Source organism: Hyphomicrobium sp. CS1BSMeth3 (assembly GCF_900117415.1).
Taxonomy (GTDB): domain Bacteria; phylum Pseudomonadota; class Alphaproteobacteria; order Rhizobiales; family Hyphomicrobiaceae.
This window is the reverse complement of the sequence record NZ_FPEI01000005.1, coordinates 889161-905175: the sequence shown is the minus strand read 5'-3', so window position 1 is coordinate 905175 and position 16015 is coordinate 889161. Positions and strand designations below refer to the sequence as shown.

The window sequence follows — 16015 nt, the reverse complement described above, 5'->3', positions numbered from 1 at the left end:
ATCATGTCCTATTCGCGTGACGACATCGTCGCCGAGGCGCGGCGCTGGATCGGCACGCCCTATCATCATCAGGCGAGCCTTCGCGGCATCGGCACCGACTGCCTCGGTCTCGTACGCGGCGTGTGGCGCGCGCTGCACGGCACCGAGGCCGAAGCCGTCCCCGCATACTCTCGCGACTGGGCCGAAGCGACCGGCGTCGAGACCATGCTGGCCGCCGCCCGACGCCATCTCATCGAGCGCGACCGCATCGCCGCCGAGCACGGCGACATCCTCATCTTCCGCTATCGCGCGGACGCAATCGCCAAGCACGTCGGCATTCTCTCCGGCCCCCTCACGATGATCCACGCCATCGAAGGGCGCGCCGTCGCCGAGGTGCCGTTCACGCCATGGTGGCGCCGTCACACGGCAGCCGTCTTCTCCTTTCCCGGGATCCGCTCCTGATGGCCACACTCGCTCTCGCCGTTGCCGGCGCTGCCGTCGGCTCCGCGCTGCTGCCTGCTGGCGTGACCGTGCTCGGCGCCACGCTCAGCGGCGCCATGATCGGCGGTCAGATCGGCGCGCTCGCCGGCAGCTACATCGATCAATCGCTGCTCGGCGGCTCTGGCCAATCCAGTGCCCGCGGCGGGCCGCGCCTCGACGATCTGCATGTCACGGCTTCCACGGAAGGCGCCGCGGTTCCGCGCCTCATCGGCCGCGCACGCCTCGGCGGCCAAGTCATCTGGGCCTCGCCACTCGAAGAGGAGATCCTCAAGAACAGCAGCGGCGGCGGCAAAGGAGGAAGCTCCGGCGGGAGCACGCGCAGCTACCGCTACCATGCGAACTTCGCTGTCGCTCTGTGCGAAGGCACCATCACCTCGATCGGTCGCGTGTGGGCCGACGGCAAGGAGCTCGACCTCACGCAGCTCACCTGGCGCCTCTACACCGGCACCGAGACGCAGGCGCAGGACGACCTCATTGTCGCGCACATGGGCGTCGAGCAGGCACCTGCCTATCGCGGCACGGCCTACATCATCTTCGAGCGGATGCTGCTCGAGTCCTACGGCAACCGCCTGCCGCAACTCTCCTTCGAGGTCTTCCGCGCCGTCGATCCCTTCGAGCAGAGCGTGCGCGCGGTCGTCATGATCCCCGGCTCCGGCGAGTTCGTCTATGCGACGACGCCGGTGACCCGTCGCGTCGGCCCCGGACAAAGCGAGACCGAGAACGCGCACACGCTGCAGGGTCATACGGACTGGCATCTCTCCCTCGATCAGCTCGCATCCACGCTCCCCAATGTCGGCGCCGTCTCGCTGGTCGCGAGCTGGTTCGGCACGGACCTTCGCGCCTCGCAGTGCCAAGTCCGCCCCGCCGTCGACAATCGGAACAAGAGCACGGAGCCGCTGAGCTGGAGCGTCGCCGGTCTCACACGCAGCAGCGCGCCGCTGATCAGCCATCACGATGGTCGCCCGGCCTACGGCGGCACGCCCTCCGATCAGACGGTCATCGCCGCCATCCAGGATCTGAAAGCGCGCGGGCACAAAGTCACGCTGAACCCGTTCATCCTCATGGACGTGCCCGAGGACAACGCGCGCCCGAACCCCTACGATCCTGATGGCCCGCAGCCCACGTATCCCTGGCGCGGTCGCATCACAGTTCACCCTGCTCCCACGATCGAAGGCTCGCCCGACAAGACCGGCGGCGCCGCGAGCCAGATCGCCGCCTTCGTCGGCACGGCGGCGCGCCACCATTTCTCCATCGTCGGCCAACAGGTCATCTACGCGGGCCCCGCCGAGTGGTCCTTCCGGCGCATGATCCTGCACTACGCCCATCTCGCCGCCGCGGCCGGCGGTGTCGACGGCTTCATTCTCTGCTCGGAGCTGCGCGGTCTCACGCAAGCGCGCGCATCCGCCTCCGGCTATCCCTTCGTCGACGCCCTCATCGCGCTCGCTGCCGATGTGCGCGCAATCCTCGGCTCAGCAGCGAAAATCACCTACGGCGCCGACTGGTCGGAGTACTTCGGCCATCATCCTCAGGATGGCAGCGGCGATATCTTCTTTCATCTCGATCCGCTCTGGGCATCGCCCAACATCGACGCCATCGGCATCGATGCTTATTGGCCGCTCGCCGATTGGCGCGACGGGCGCGACCACGCCGACTGGCACGCCGGCCATCGCGTGCTCCACGATCTCAGCTATCTCAAATCGAACCTCGTCGGCGGCGAGGGCTACGACTGGCACTACGCGAGCGCCGCCGATCGCGATCTCCAGATCCGCACGCCCATCACGGATGGTCATGCCGGCAAGCCGTGGGTATTCCGCTTCAAGGACATCCGCTCGTGGTGGCAGAACGCGCACTTCGATCGCCCCGGCGGCATCGAAAGCGCAACGCCGACCGCCTGGATACCTCAATCAAAGCCCTTCTGGCTCACGGAGATCGGCTGCCCGGCCATCGACAAGGGCGCCAACCAGCCGAATGTCTTCGTCGATCCCAAGAGCACGGAAAGCGCGCGTCCCTACTTCTCTACGGGCAACCGCGACGACCTCATGCAGCGCCTCTACCTCCAGGCGCTGACCGAGGGACTCGATCCCACCCATCCCGGCTATATCGCCGACGCAAACCCGACCTCGCCGCTCTACGGCGCCCCGATGGTCGATCTCGATCACGTCTATATCTATGCCTGGGATGCGCGGCCCTATCCGGCCTTTCCGAACAACCGACTCGCTTGGGGAGACGGCGCGAACTGGCGGCAGGGCCACTGGCTCAACGGTCGCATCGCCAGTCAACCGCTCAGCGCCGTCGTCTCCGACATTCTGCGATCGCACGCCTTCGAACGCCGCGACGACACGCATCTCGCTGGCGTCGTTCCCGGCTATGTGATCGACCAGATCATGTCGGCGCGCGAGGCACTGCAGCCGCTCGAGCTCGCCTACTTCTTCGACTCGCTCGAGAGCGAGGGCCGCATCGTCTTCCGTCATCGCGGGATTGATCCTCCGGTCCTCAGCCTCACGGCGAGCGAGACGGTCGAGCTCAAACCGGGCGCCGACCTCGTTGCCCTTGCGCGCGCGCAGGAAACCGATCTGCCCGCTTCTGCGCGCATTGCCTATGCTGCCTCCGAGCGCGACTACCGCCGTGCTGTTGCAGAAGCGCGTCGCCTCGTCGGGGCCAGCGGCCGCATCTCACTTGCCGAGCTTGCCATCGTCATGGAGGCCGATCAGGCATCCCAGATCGCCGAGAGCTGGCTGTTCGAGACCTGGGCGGCGCGCGAGCGGGCGCAGTTCGCGCTGCCGCCGAGCCGGATCGCGCTCGAGCCGGGCGACATCGTCGCGCTCGATCGGCCGGGCGATCCCCGCCTCTTCCGCATCACCGAGATCGGCGACCATGGCTCTCGCGAGATCGATGCGATCCGCATCGAGCCCGACGTCTATGCGCCGATCACCGCCGCACCACGCGAGGCCGATGCGCCGCTCGCCACGATCCCGAGCCGGCCATCCGTCGCCTTCCTCGATCTGCCGATGTTGCTCGGCAACGAGCCGCCCGACGCTGGTTACTTCGTCGCCATGATGAGGCCGTGGCCCGGCGCCGTCGCACTCTATAGCTCGCCTGAAACCTCTGGCTTCACGCTGCGCGCACTCGCGACGCTCCCTGCGACCATGGGCGAGACCGTCGACGATCTCATGCCCGGACCGCCAGGCCGGCTCGACAAGGCCAACGTGCTGCGCGTCCACCTCGACTACGGGACGCTCTCCTCGGCCAGCGATCTCGCTCTCCTCTCCGGCGCCAATGCCGCCGCGATCGAGCACGCGCCCGGCCACTGGGAAATCATCCAGTTCCGCGAGGCGACGCTCGTCGCACCTTCAACCTACGCACTCACGATGCTCATCCGCGGCCAGCAGGGAACCGAAGGCACGATCAGCGCCGTGCTTCCTGCAGGCGCCCGCTTCGTCCTCCTCGATGCGGCACTCACCAGCCTGGACCTCGCACCGGACGACATTGGCCTTCCATTCAACTGGCGCTTCGGTCCCTCGAACCGCGATCTCGGCGCGCCGTCCTACGACACGTTCGTCCACGCCTTTGCCGGCATCGGCCGCCGCCCCTTTGCGCCTGTGCACGTGCGCGGGCGCCGGGAAGGCGGCGATCTCCACATCGACTGGATCCGCCGCACGCGCATCGGCGGCGACAGTTGGGAAACTGCCGAGGTGCCGCTCGGCGAGGAGAGCGAGCTCTACGAGATCGACGTGCTCGACGGAGATGCCGTCCTGCGCACGCTCGCGGCTTCGCATCCCTCGGCAGTCTATACGCTCGCCGATCAGACCAGCGATTTCGGCAACCCGCCGGCGGTGGTCACCGTCCGCATCTGCCAGCTCAGCGCGAGCTACGGCCGCGGCAGCCCCGCCGCCGCCGTCCTCTAGTCCCCGCATCGGAGTTCCTCATGCAGCAGCCATCCTGGATGGCCGAGGCCTGGCGCGAGCTTGGCCAGTCCGAGATTCGCGGACCGGCGCACAACCCGCGCATCGTCGCGATGTTCGATGAGCTTGGCCACCACGGCCACGGCGACGAGACAGCGTGGTGCGCCGCCTTTGTCGGCGCCTGCCTGGAGCGCGCCGGCATCGCAAGCACACGCTCGCTGCGCGCCCGCTCCTACCTCGGCTGGGGCGGTCCTGCGGACCCGCCGAGCGTCGGCGCGATCGCCGTGCTTCAGCGCGGCAGTGATCCGGCACTCGGCCACGTCGGCTTTCTCGTCGGCATGACGGGAACGCACGTCGTCATTCTCGGCGGCAATCAGGCGAATGCTGTGAACGTATCCGCGTTCGATCAAAGCCTCGTCCTCGGGTTCCGCCAGCCCGCATCCTCACCTGCCACGGACACGAGGGGCGACAAATTCGATCTCGCCCTCCGCCACGTTCTTGCGATGGAAGGCGGCTGGACGGACGACCCGCACGATCCGGGTGGCCCGACCAACAAGGGCATCACGCTTGCCGTCTACGCCCGCGAGCGCGGCATCGACGTGACGAGCCAAACTCTCACCGAGCTGAAAGCGGCCCTCCGCGCGATCCCCGACGACCTCGTCCGCAGCATCTACGAGAGCCGCTACTGGCAGCCTTCGCGCTGCCCGGCGCTGCGGCCATCGCTCGCGCTCATGCACTTCGATGCCAGCGTCAATCACGGCGTCGGCACGGCCGCGCGTTTTCTTCAGGAAGCGCTCGGCGTCGAGATCGACGGCGAGATCGGCCCGATCACGCTCGGCGCGGCGCGCACAGCCGAGCCACGCATGGCACTCACCCGATACGCCGCGATCCGGCGGCAACGCTACCGCGCACTTCCTCACTTCTGGCGCTTCGGCCGCGGCTGGCTTCGCCGGGTCGACGCCACCCTCGCTGCTGCCACGCACCTCGTCCCACCCTCCAGCGATCCCGCTCAAACCGAGGAGACTCCCTTCATGACCGGACCGACCGATGCGCCGACCACAAAGCCCTACGCGCCCACCGAGACCAAGAGCTGGTGGCAATCCATGACCATCTGGGGAACGGTTCTCACCGCGATCACGACAGTCCTGCCGCTCGTCGGCGTGGTGCTCGGCATCAGCATCACGCCTGAGCTCGCCGAGGAGATCGGCCAGAACATCATCCTCGTCATTCAGGCCGCCGGCGGCCTGATCGGCACGCTCATGGCGCTGTTCGGCCGGACCCGCGCCACCGCGCTGCTTCAAGTAAGATCGTCGCGCACGAGCCTCTGATTGCGTCGGCGCGAGGTCACTTCCGGCGCTGGCGTCGCGCGCGATACTTCGCGGCCCAGCCCTCGCGCGTCTCCTGCGGTGCGCGGCCGACAGCCAGTGCATCCGCCGGCACATCCTTGGTGATAACGCTGCCTGATCCAACGTAGGCGCCATCGCCGATCTTCACCGGCGCCACCAGTGCGGAGTTGGAGCCGACGAAAGCGCCAGCACCGACATCGGTATGGTGCTTCTCGTAGCCGTCGTAGTTGCAGAAGATAGTGCCCGCGCCAATGTTGGCGTCGGCACCGACGCGCCCGTCGCCGATGTAGGCGAGGTGATTGGCCTTTGCACCGGCCTCCATCACCGCGTTCTTCACTTCGACGAAATTGCCGACGTGAACATCGGTCCCGATATCGGCACCGGGACGCAGCCGCGCGAAGGGCCCGATGATCGCGCCCTCGCGAATGCGCAGCCCCGCGCGATCCTTCCCGTGAATTCCGACAATGTGGCAGTTCGCCCGGATCGTAACGCGATCCTCGATCGTCACGCCTGGACCGATCACGACATTCGGTTCGATCAGAACATCTCGGCCAATCATCGTGTCATAGCTGAGCCAGACGGTCTCCGGGGCGACAAGGCTCGCGCCATTGCGCATGGCTTCGATCCGCCGGCGGCGCTGCCAGATCGCTTCCGCCGCAGCGAGCTGCGATCGGTCGTTGATGCCCAGTACTTCCTCCTCGCTGCACACCACGACGCGCGCCGCATAACCGTCCGATCGCGCCAGCTCGACAGCGTCGGTCAGATACAACTCACCTTTGGCATTGCTGCTTCCGATCCTGCGCAACAGCGCTGCGAGCCCCCGCACCCGGAAAGCCATCACGCCGGAATTGCACAGGCGGATCTGCCGCTCGGCCTCGCTGGCATCCGCGTGCTCGCGGATCGCGACGAGCCCGCCGCCCGCGTCGGTCAGCAACCGGCCGTAGCCTGTCGGGTCCGCGGCCTCGAACCCCAGCACGACCACGCCTGCGCCTTGCTCCAGTGCCGCGCGCATCCGCGAAAGCGTTTCGGGCGTCAGCAGCGGCGTATCGCCATAAAGGACCATCACGTCGCCCGCGTGCCCGTCCAGCGCCGCGGCAGCGGCCAGCACGGCGTCGGCCGTTCCGCGCCGCTCGGCCTGAATGTAGGTCTCGACGGCCGGCGCGGCGGCTCGCCCCTCGGCGGCCACATCCTCCATTCCCGGCCCGACGACGAGCGCCAGCCTCTCAGGCGTCATCACCCGCACGGCATCGAGCACGTGGCCGAGCATCGTGCGGCCCGCGATCTTGTGCAGCACCTTGGGCGTGGCCGAGCGCATCCGCGTGCCGAGGCCGGCGGCCAGCACGACAGTCAGGAGAGGTGCGGGCATGGCGTGCTTTCCCTCGCTTGGGCCTGAGCCAACCGGCGAGCAGACTGCGCGCCCGGAGCTGCCTCCATCTGGCAATGTCCGCTATCGCCGTCAATTGTAGCCGCCGACCTTGCCCACCTGAAAGTCCGCAGCCCTCGGGTTGCTGCCGCACTCGTGCCGCGCGTGCGCCGCGAGCTCCCCCTTGAGGCGCCTCTACAACGTCACGGGACCACCCCATTGCTGTCCAGCAGTTCGGGCACCTCTCCGTATCGCACCTTCACAGCCTCGTGCGTCACCAAAATGCCGCTTGACGACCCCACCCCCGCCATGAAAAAGAACGATCGTTCGTTTTTATTGCATCGCACAAGACGCGGCGGACGGTCTTCAGCCATGGCCAAGCTCAGTCCAGAAACCCTACGGGAACGCAGCGACCATATCCTCGACGCTGCGGGGCGCTGCTTCGCGCGCGCCGGCTTCCACCGCACCACCATGCAGGACATCTGCCGGGAGGCCGAGGTCAGCCCCGGCGCCCTCTACATTTACTTCAACAGCAAGGAATCCCTCATCGCCGGCATTTGCGAGCGCGAGCGCGCGGAGTTCGCGAGCCGCTTCGCCGAGATGCCCGTGGGGGCCGACTTCATGGGCGCGCTCGCCGCCCTCGGCCGGCAATTCCTCGAGGACCCGCTCCATCGCCGCCTTCTCTGCGTCGAGGTCGGCATCGAGGCCACCCGCAATCCCAAAGTCGGTGAGATCCAGAAGTCGGTCGAAGGCTTCATCCGCGGCTCCTTCCACGACCTCTTCACCAAGTTGAAGACCGAAGGCCGCATCGCCCCCGTCTTCGATATCGACACCGTCGTCGAGGCCTTCATGACGATCGCGGACGGAATGCTCTGGCGCCGCGCCGTCGATGAGAATTTCAAAGCTGATGTCGTCCTGCCCCCGCTCTTGGAGGCGGTTGCGGCGCTTCTCCGTCCCGTAGCCCACGAGGCCAAGTCATGAAGAAGAAACTGCTCCTCTGGGGACTGGTCGTCGTGCTCGCCGGTGCCGGAGCCTTCACCTACAAGGCCGGGCTTCTGCCGTCGCTTGCCGCCGAGAAGAAGACGCAGCCGGCCCCGGACGCGACGCCAAAACTCCAGGCCAGCGTCAGTGTCGTCCGCGTCGCGCCGCACGCCTTTATCGAAACGCTCGCGCTCAGCGGCTCGCTCATTCCGCGGGAGGAGATCCTGATCGGCCCCGAGATCGAGAGCTTGCGCGTCCTCGACGTGCTCGTCGAGGAGGGCGCGGCGGTCAAGCGTGGCCAGGTGCTCGCGCGGCTCGTGCCGGACACGCTCGATGCCCAACTTGCGCAGAACGAAGCGGCGCTCGCCCGCAATGCCGCCGCGACCGCGCAGGCACGCAGCACGATCTCCGAGGCCGAAGCGCGTCTCAAGGAAGCGCAGAACGCAATTGCCCGCGCACGCACGCTCAAAGAGTCGGGTCACGTCTCCGAGGCAGTCTTCGATCAGCGCGAGTCGCTCTTCAAGCTCGCGGAGGCTCAGCTTTTCGCGGCGCGTGACGGCCTCAAGGCCTCCGAAGCCGACCGTGCCAGCATCGAGGCCCAGCGTCGCGAGCTCCTCTGGCGCCGCTCGAAAACCGAGGTCACGGCCCCCGCCGACGGCGTCATCAGCCATCGACGCGCCCGCATCGGCGCCAGCGCAGCACTCGTCTCTCAGGAGCCGATGTTCCGTATGGTCGCGAACGGCCAGATCGAGCTCGACGCCGAGGTCCCGCAGGCACACCTCGTCCGCCTCGCACCAGGACAGAAGGCGCGCATCGCCATTCCCGGAAACGGCGAAGTCGACGGCACCGTGCGCCTCGTCTCGCCGGCCGTCGATCCGACGACTCGCCTCGGCCGCGTGCGCATCCTGCTCGGCAATGATCCGAATCTCCGCGTCGGCACGTTCGCGCGCGGCGAGGTCGTGATCGCGCACGGCTCAGGTCTCGCCGTCCCCCGCTCGGCCGTCCTGTTCACCAAGTCGGGACCGAGCGTCCAGGTTGTCGAGAACGAGACCATCGAAACCCGCCCGGTCACGCTCGGCCTCGCCGAGGCGGACAAGCTCGAGATCCGCAGCGGCGTCACCGAGGGCACGCTCGTGGTCGCCAAGTCCGGCACCTTCCTGCGCCATGGCGATCGGGTCCGCCCTGTCGTCCTTCCCCGCGCCATCGCAGACGGGCGATAAGCCATGAACTTCAACGTCTCGGCATGGTCGATCCGTAATCCGGTTCCGCCGCTCACGCTCTTTCTCGTGCTGATGGTGCTCGGCACCATCGCCTTCAAGCAGTTGCCGATCACGCGCTTCCCGAACATCGACGTCCCCATTGTTCGCGTGCAGATCTACCAATCGGGCTCGGCCCCGGCCGAGCTGGAAACGCAGGTTACGAAGCGCGTCGAGGACGCAATCGCCAGCGTCAACGGCGTCAAGCACATCACGTCGACCGTCACCGAGGGCATTTCCCTGACCGTCATCGAGTTCCGCCTCGAGACGAACACCGACCGCGCCGTCAACGATGTGAAGGACGCCATCGCGCGCGTCCGCTCCGAGCTTCCCCGCACGATCGAGGAGCCTGTCATTGCGCGTCTCGACGTCGAAGGCCTGCCGATCGTCACCTACGCGGTGCGTGGGCCGGCGATGACACCGCAGGAAGTCTCCTGGTTCGTCGATGACGTCGTCGTCCGCACGCTGCAGGGTGTGCGGGGCGTGGGCGAGGTGATCCGCGTCGGTGGCGTCAAGCGCGAGATCCGCGTTGCGCTCGATCCCGACCGCCTTCTCTCGCTCGGCGTCACTGCGGGAGATGTCAACCGACAGCTCCGCGCAACCAATGTCGATCTTGCAGGCGGACGCGGCGAGATCGGTGGTCGCGAACAGGCCATCCGTACGCTTGCGGGCCAGACGACCGTCGCGAAGCTCGCCTCGACGATGATTGCCCTTCCCGGTGGTCGGAAGGTGCGCCTCGACGAGCTCGGCACGGTTTCCGACTCCTACGAGGAGCCGCGCGCCTTCGCCGTCGTCGACAAGGAGCCGGTGGTCGCTTTCTCGATCACGCGCGCCAAGGGCGCGAGCGACACGACCGTGTCTACTGACGTCCACAATGCCGTCCAGGCGCTCGTGAAGCTCTACCCCGACGTCCAGATCTCCATGATCGACACGACGACGACGGCCGTGCGTGGCGCCTACACGTCGACCATGCAGACGCTCGTCGAGGGCGCGCTGCTCGCCATTGCCGTCGTCTTCCTGTTCCTGCGCAACTGGCGTGCCACGATCATCACCGCCGTTGCACTGCCGCTATCGATCATTCCCGCATTCTTCGTCCTGCACGCGCTCGGCTTTTCCCTCAATCTCGTCAGTCTGCTCGCGATCACCATCGCGACCGGCATTCTCGTCGACGACGCCATCGTCGAGATCGAGAACATCGAGCGCCACATGGCCATGGGCAAGCCGCCCTACCGCGCATCGCTCGATGCGGCGGATCAGATCGGTCTTGCCGTCATCGCCATCACGATGACCATCATCGCCGTCTTCACGCCTGTGAGCTTCATGGGTGGCATTGCCGGCATGTACTTCAAGCAGTTCGGCCTGACGGTCGCGATCGCGGTATTCTTCTCGCTCATCGTCGCGCGCCTGCTGACGCCGCTGCTCGCCGCCTACTTCCTCCGCCCGCGTCCGCACAGCGATCACGAGCCGCGCTGGCTGCGCGCCTACACGCGCCTGGCACGCTGGTCGGTGCGCCACCGCTTTCTGACCCTGATTGCGGGCCTCGGCATCTTCGCAGCCTCGATCGGCAGTTTCTTCCTGCTGCCGTCGGCGTTCCTGCCGACCGACGACACCGGCCGCATTCTGCTCGCCGTCGAGCTGCCGCCCGGCTCGCGCCTCGACGACACGCGGCGCATCACGAACGACATCACCGACCGCATCAAGCGCCGCTCCGACGTCGTGAGCGTCTTCGTGACCGGCGGCCAGATCCTCGGCTCGGGCGCTGAAGTGCGGAAAGCGACGCTGACGATCAATCTCGTGCCGAAGACCCGACGCAAGGACAATCAGATCACGATCACCGAGGCCATCGGCGCCGATCTCGCGACCGTCCCCGACATCCGCTACTGGTTTCTGCGCGACAATGGCCAGCGCGCCTTCACTGTCGTCGTAACCGGCCGCGAAGGCGCCGAGGTCGACCGCGTCGCCGCGACCCTTACGTCGGATGCCAAGCGTGTCGTCGACAAGGACGGCAACGCGATGCTGCTCAACGTCGTCTCGACGGCCGAGCTCGATCGCCCTGAGCTACTCGTCGTGCCGCGCACGGAGCTCGCCGCCGACCTCGGCGTGTCGACCGAGACCATCTCGGAAACCGTGCGCATCGCCACCATCGGCGACATTCCGGCCGCGCTCGCGAAGATGAACATCGATGATCGCCAGATCCCGATCCGGGTTCAGCTCAGCGAGGATGCCCGCAGCGAAAGATCCACGCTCGAGAACCTCAAGGTTCCGACGGCCACGGGCGGTTCGGTGCCTTTGAGCGTCGTCGCCGACTTCAAGATGAGCCAGGGGCCGACGGCGATCAGCCGCTACGACCGCCGCCGTCAGGTGGTGATCGGCGCCGATCTCGCAGGCCACACAGCCCTCGGCGACGCCCTTTCCGCCGTGCTCGCACAGCCCGCCGCACAGAACCTGCCGGCCGGCGTCGAGGTGCGTCAGTTCGGCGATGCCGAGATCATGGGCGAGGTGTTCGAGAGCTTCGCCAAGGCCATGGGCGCCGGCATCATGATGATGTACGCGGTGCTGGTGCTCCTCTTCGGCTCGTTCCTGCAGCCGATCACCATCCTGTTCTCGCTGCCGCTCTCGATCGGCGGCGCGATCTTCGCACTCTATCTCGCCAATGAATCGGTCAGCCTGCCGGTCGTGATCGGCATCCTGATGCTCATGGGCATCGTGACGAAGAACGCGATCCTGCTCGTCGACTTCGCCGTCGAGGAGATGGCGAAAGGCGTGCGCCGCGCCGAGGCCATCGTCGATGCCGGCCGCAAGCGCGCGCGCCCGATCGTCATGACCACCATCGCCATGGTCGGCGGCATGGTGCCGGCGGCGCTGAACGCAGGTGAGGGCGGCGAGTTCCGCGTACCGATGGCCGTGGCGGTCATCGGCGGCCTCATCTCCTCGACGCTCCTGAGCCTGCTCTTCGTGCCCGCGGTCTTCGCTGTGATGGACGACTTTTCGCGGTTCATGTGGTGGATCTTCGGGCGCTTCGTCGGCCCGAGCGACGAAGCGCATGGCGCGCAAGCTCAGGCCACCACGGAGCCGGCCACCCACTCCGGGCAGCAGCCCGCACGGCCCGTCGCCGCGGAATAGGTGTTTTTCTTCGGCGCTCTGCGGGTTGTACGCGACAGACCACAAGCATACCGTAATGCGCACACTGCTCGTATCAGTAGCGGAGTGCGGTCATGTTCGATGCAAAAAGCCTACTCGAGATGATGGTTCGGGGTGCGTCCCCGAATTCGCCGAATACCCCCCAAGCTCAGTCCGGGCAGGGAGGCGGCCTCGAAGATCTTCTCGGACAATTGCTCGGCGGCGCGCGCCAGCAAGGTGATCCGGCGCGCGGCGGTGCGGGCAATTCATCCGGTATCGGCGCCCTCGATGATCTCATGCGTCAGTTCTCGGGCGGCGGCGCGCCCGCCAGCAGTCGCGCCGCGGCCCCGAATGCCGCACCCGGCGCAAGCCCTGGCCAGGGCCAAGGCGGCGGTGGCTTCCTCGACGATCTCCTGCGCAATCTCACGCAGTCGCAATCGGGTGGCTCCGGCGGCCAAGGCGCCGGCGGCGGCAACCTGATGGACATCCTCGGCCAGATCCTCGGGCAAGCGACATCCGGCGCGAAGGAAGGTGCGCAGCGTATCGACGATGCGACCGGCGCTTCGGGCCAGCTCCGCGACATCCTCACCAGGACCACGGGCAAGTCACCCGAGGAGCTGATGAACGCAGCGAAAGAGCTCGTCGAGAAGAACAAGCTCGGTGCTGGTGCAGCCGCAGGTGGGCTCGGCGCCGTCGTGCTCGGCACGCAGACTGGCCGCGCGATTGCCGGCAGCGCCTTCAAGCTCGGCGCGCTCGCGCTGATTGGTGGCCTCGCCTACAAGGCCATGCAGAACTATCAGGCCGGCAAGCCCGTGCTCGGCGGCGGCACACCCCAGGCACTTGTCGAGGCGCCGGCGGGCTCAGGCTACGAAGCCCGTGCCATAACCCACGACACCGCGCTCCTCTATATCCGCGCGATGATCGCTGCCGCTGCTGCCGACGGCCGCATCGACGAGAAGGAAATGAACAGGATCGTCGGCGGGCTGAAGCAGATGGGCGTCGATCGCGACGCCGAGGAGTTCCTCGCCAACGAGCTCAATAATCCTGCAACGCCTGAGGAGCTCGCCAGCGCCGTTCACGGTGAAGCGGAAGCCGTTCAGGTCTACACCGCCGCGCGCATCGCGATCGACCTCGACAACGAGGAAGAGCACGACTTCCTCGTGCGCCTGGCCAACGATCTCGACCTCGATCAGCAGCTTATCGCGCACATCGACGCGACGGCACGGCAAGCCGCGTAAGGCACGATCGACGACGACAGCAAGGCCGCCGGCACGACACCGCAGCCGGCGGCAAATGCTGTCAGCCGCCGAACAGCACGGCGTGCATGATCCGGCCGGGCATGAACGTGAAGAAGCCGGCGACCAGAAGCGCGCCGGCATAGAGGCCGATCATCCCGCGCCTGTGCGCCGAGATATTTCCGCGGCGCGCCATCATCACTGCGAATGGGGTGATGAAGAGCACCCAGATCGACAAGAGGTGAATGACGCTGAAGCCGTGCCACTGGTTCATCTGGTGAATCCAGAACGAGCTCCCCGCGATCAGGAGCATCAGACCGACCCAGATATAACCGACCGTCCGGTGCGGAAAATCGCCCTTGCGCCGTGTGAGCTGCACGAGGCCGAGGCCGAACGCCGCCATGGCCGCAAAGGCGTGCATCTGTATGGCGGGGCTCGCCGAAAGCAGAGGTTGGAGTGTCATGCGCTCGCCTCCTGTACTGCACGGATCTCAGGCGGAGCTTCGAAGTCCTCGGGAATGCCGGCGAGGCCGATCCGCTTGAACCAGCGGCCGAGCGCCAGTGATGCGGTCAGTACCGCGAATGGGACCGCGACGAGGTAACCAGCCGTCAGCGGCAGGCTCCACCAGAATACGGCCGGGTTGATCAACCACAGCAAGCCGCACACGACGATGCCGAACAACGTCTGCGGCCAGAGATTGCGCACGGCCGTCGCCCAAGAAATACCATAGGCGTCGCGCGACTGTCCGCCCCACACGACCGATTTCCCGAACGCCAGGCCGATCATGAAGATCGACGTCCGGATCGTCGAGATCGCGCCCTGCAGGAACGAGAACACGAGCTCGAGCACCGCCGACACGGCGAACCGCACCGGGCCGCCATAGCGCGCTACACCGCCTTTCGTGAGCACCGCATCGATGAGGCCGGCAATCTTCGGGCTCAGGTACATCACGAAGAACAGCACATAGAGGAAGATCGCCAGTCCCACCGGATAGTTCGCGATCGACTGCCCCTCCCAGGCGGCGATGGGCAGCAGCGCGATCATCAGCGTCCACGCCGGAATGCCGATGAACATCAGGATCGCCCACAGGAGCTGGAAGCGGCTCATGGCATAGAGCCCCGGCAGATCCAGCAGCTTGATGTACTGCATGTTGCCCTGGCACCAGCGCACATCACGCTGCGCGAAGTCGAGCATGGTCGGCGGGTTCTCCTCCCACGAGCCGTTCTCGACCGGCAGCACGCGCACCTCGTAACCCGCGCGCCGCATGAGCGTCGCCTCGACCTGATCATGCGAGAGCACGTGGCCGCCGAGCGGTGGCTTGCCCGGCAGCAGCGGCAGGTCGCAGTCCTCCACGAACGGCTTGATGCGCACGACCGCGTTGTGTCCCCAGAAGGGGCCGCAGTCCCCCACCCACCACGCCTGTCCCATGGTGTAGGAGCGCATGCCGTGGCGCATGCCGAACTGGAAGATGCGCGCGAACGCTGACGACGACGGCATTCCCACCACGAGCGACTGCAGGATGCCGATCCGCGGATGGGCCTGCATCATGCGCACGAGCCGCACGATCGCCGGACCCGACATGACGCTGTCCGCATCCAGCGGCAGCATCAGCTCGTAGTCCTTGCCCCACCGCTCGCAGAAATCGCGGACGTTGCCGGCCTTGTATCCCTTGTTCTCCTCGCGGCGGCGGTACGTGATGCGCGCCGCATCAGGATCCTGCGCCTTCCAGGCCGCGATCGCGGCCTCCTCGGCCGCCGCCACCTCCGGCCTGTTCGTATCCGACAGCACGAAGTAGCTGAAGGCCGCGCCCTCGCCCGTCGCGTCGATGCTCTCCTTCACGATCCTGAGGCGCCGGATGGCGCGCGCGGGGTCCTCATTGCGCAGCGTCATGAAGACGGCCGTTTTGATCGTGATCGGCGTCGGCACATCGCCTGCACCCGCATAGGGCGCGACCGCCCCCATAGGGTCCTTGTGGAAGTGCAGGAGCCACAGCCCGATCACCGAGTTCCAGAAGCCGACGACCGTCCACGGCGTGCCGAAGGCAAAGCAGACGAACATGATGATATCGACGATGGTCCAGCCGCCGGCCCCGAGCACCTTCGCTGCGAGCCAGAGCATGGCGAGCCACGTCACGACGTTGAGCACCATCATGATCAGGCGACGGCGGGAGAGCTCGGCGTTTGCCTGGAGCCCGGTCGGTACGCTAAGGCTTGGAGCGCCTGCGAGCCTCGCGCCGCGCGGCGCCGCATCATCAACGTTGTTGGTCATTGCTGTGCTTGCTGGGGTTTTGAGGGGAATGCCCTGATGAAGGGCGGGACGCCGCGGAACGGAT

At 66.8% G+C, this 16015-nt stretch carries 10 protein-coding genes; 7 read left to right on the top strand and 3 right to left on the bottom strand.

What is annotated here, in order from left to right; translation table 11 throughout:
- Positions 1–3 precede the first annotated feature (3 nt).
- From CS1BSM3_RS13370 to CS1BSM3_RS13360, 3 genes are read left to right on the top strand one after another with little or no spacing between them, the layout of a single operon-like run.
- Positions 4–441, top strand: coding sequence for an NlpC/P60 family protein (locus tag CS1BSM3_RS13370; protein WP_072387553.1), 438 nt, complete (start codon positions 4–6; stop codon positions 439–441).
- On the top strand, positions 441–4385 hold the full coding sequence (locus tag CS1BSM3_RS13365; RefSeq protein ID WP_072387552.1) for a baseplate multidomain protein megatron: 3945 nt from the start codon (positions 441–443) through the stop codon (positions 4383–4385). Before CS1BSM3_RS13370 ends, CS1BSM3_RS13365 begins: the two co-directional genes overlap by 1 nt.
- A gap of 20 nt (positions 4386–4405) precedes the next feature.
- Positions 4406–5710 (top strand): TIGR02594 family protein, encoded by a 1305-nt coding sequence (locus CS1BSM3_RS13360; RefSeq protein WP_072387551.1) that lies wholly within the window; start codon positions 4406–4408, stop codon positions 5708–5710.
- A gap of 16 nt (positions 5711–5726) precedes the next feature.
- Here the strand turns inward: CS1BSM3_RS13360 and glmU are convergent, their stop codons facing one another.
- On the bottom strand, positions 5727–7094 hold the full coding sequence (gene glmU / locus CS1BSM3_RS13355; protein WP_072387550.1) for a bifunctional UDP-N-acetylglucosamine diphosphorylase/glucosamine-1-phosphate N-acetyltransferase GlmU: 1368 nt from the start codon (positions 7092–7094) through the stop codon (positions 5727–5729).
- Positions 7095–7463: 369 nt separating this feature from the next.
- Between glmU and CS1BSM3_RS13350 the strand changes: the two genes are divergently transcribed.
- From CS1BSM3_RS13350 to CS1BSM3_RS13335, 4 genes are all read left to right on the top strand, one after another.
- Entirely contained in the window at positions 7464–8072 is a 609-nt protein-coding gene (locus tag CS1BSM3_RS13350) for a TetR/AcrR family transcriptional regulator (RefSeq protein WP_072387549.1), read from the top strand.
- Positions 8069–9292 carry an efflux RND transporter periplasmic adaptor subunit gene (locus CS1BSM3_RS13345; protein WP_083528558.1) on the top strand — a complete coding sequence of 408 codons (1224 nt, stop codon included), beginning with the start codon at positions 8069–8071 and terminating at the stop codon, positions 9290–9292. Before CS1BSM3_RS13350 ends, CS1BSM3_RS13345 begins: the two co-directional genes overlap by 4 nt.
- A 3-nt stretch (positions 9293–9295) precedes the next feature.
- On the top strand, positions 9296–12451 hold the full coding sequence (locus CS1BSM3_RS13340; RefSeq protein ID WP_072387548.1) for an efflux RND transporter permease subunit: 3156 nt from the start codon (positions 9296–9298) through the stop codon (positions 12449–12451).
- A 92-nt stretch (positions 12452–12543) separates the two neighbouring features.
- Positions 12544–13686, top strand: coding sequence for a tellurite resistance TerB family protein (locus CS1BSM3_RS13335; RefSeq protein ID WP_072387547.1), 1143 nt, complete (start codon positions 12544–12546; stop codon positions 13684–13686).
- Between the two features lie 61 nt (positions 13687–13747).
- Here the strand turns inward: CS1BSM3_RS13335 and CS1BSM3_RS13330 are convergent, their stop codons facing one another.
- On the bottom strand, positions 13748–14146 hold the full coding sequence (locus CS1BSM3_RS13330; RefSeq protein ID WP_072387546.1) for a DUF2306 domain-containing protein: 399 nt from the start codon (positions 14144–14146) through the stop codon (positions 13748–13750).
- Positions 14143–15951: a glucans biosynthesis glucosyltransferase MdoH gene (gene mdoH, locus CS1BSM3_RS13325; RefSeq protein ID WP_072387545.1), complete on the bottom strand. Its 1809-nt coding sequence runs from the start codon at positions 15949–15951 to the stop codon at positions 14143–14145. The genes CS1BSM3_RS13330 and mdoH overlap by 4 nt, the downstream gene beginning before the upstream one ends.
- Positions 15952–16015 lie beyond the last annotated feature (64 nt).

Excerpts from the sequence above, each read along its gene's own strand:
- CS1BSM3_RS13370 (WP_072387553.1), top strand. The coding sequence starts at position 4 with ATGTCCTATTCGCGTGACGACATCGTCGCCGAGGCGCGGCGCTGGATC.
- CS1BSM3_RS13365 (WP_072387552.1), top strand. The coding sequence starts at position 441 with ATGGCCACACTCGCTCTCGCCGTTGCCGGCGCTGCCGTCGGCTCCGCG.
- CS1BSM3_RS13360 (WP_072387551.1), top strand. The coding sequence starts at position 4,406 with ATGCAGCAGCCATCCTGGATGGCCGAGGCCTGGCGCGAGCTTGGCCAG.
- glmU (WP_072387550.1), bottom strand. The coding sequence starts at position 7,094 with ATGCCCGCACCTCTCCTGACTGTCGTGCTGGCCGCCGGCCTCGGCACG.
- CS1BSM3_RS13350 (WP_072387549.1), top strand. The coding sequence starts at position 7,464 with ATGGCCAAGCTCAGTCCAGAAACCCTACGGGAACGCAGCGACCATATC.
- CS1BSM3_RS13345 (WP_083528558.1), top strand. The coding sequence starts at position 8,069 with ATGAAGAAGAAACTGCTCCTCTGGGGACTGGTCGTCGTGCTCGCCGGT.
- CS1BSM3_RS13340 (WP_072387548.1), top strand. The coding sequence starts at position 9,296 with ATGAACTTCAACGTCTCGGCATGGTCGATCCGTAATCCGGTTCCGCCG.
- CS1BSM3_RS13335 (WP_072387547.1), top strand. The coding sequence starts at position 12,544 with ATGTTCGATGCAAAAAGCCTACTCGAGATGATGGTTCGGGGTGCGTCC.
- CS1BSM3_RS13330 (WP_072387546.1), bottom strand. The coding sequence starts at position 14,146 with ATGACACTCCAACCTCTGCTTTCGGCGAGCCCCGCCATACAGATGCAC.
- mdoH (WP_072387545.1), bottom strand. The coding sequence starts at position 15,951 with ATGACCAACAACGTTGATGATGCGGCGCCGCGCGGCGCGAGGCTCGCA.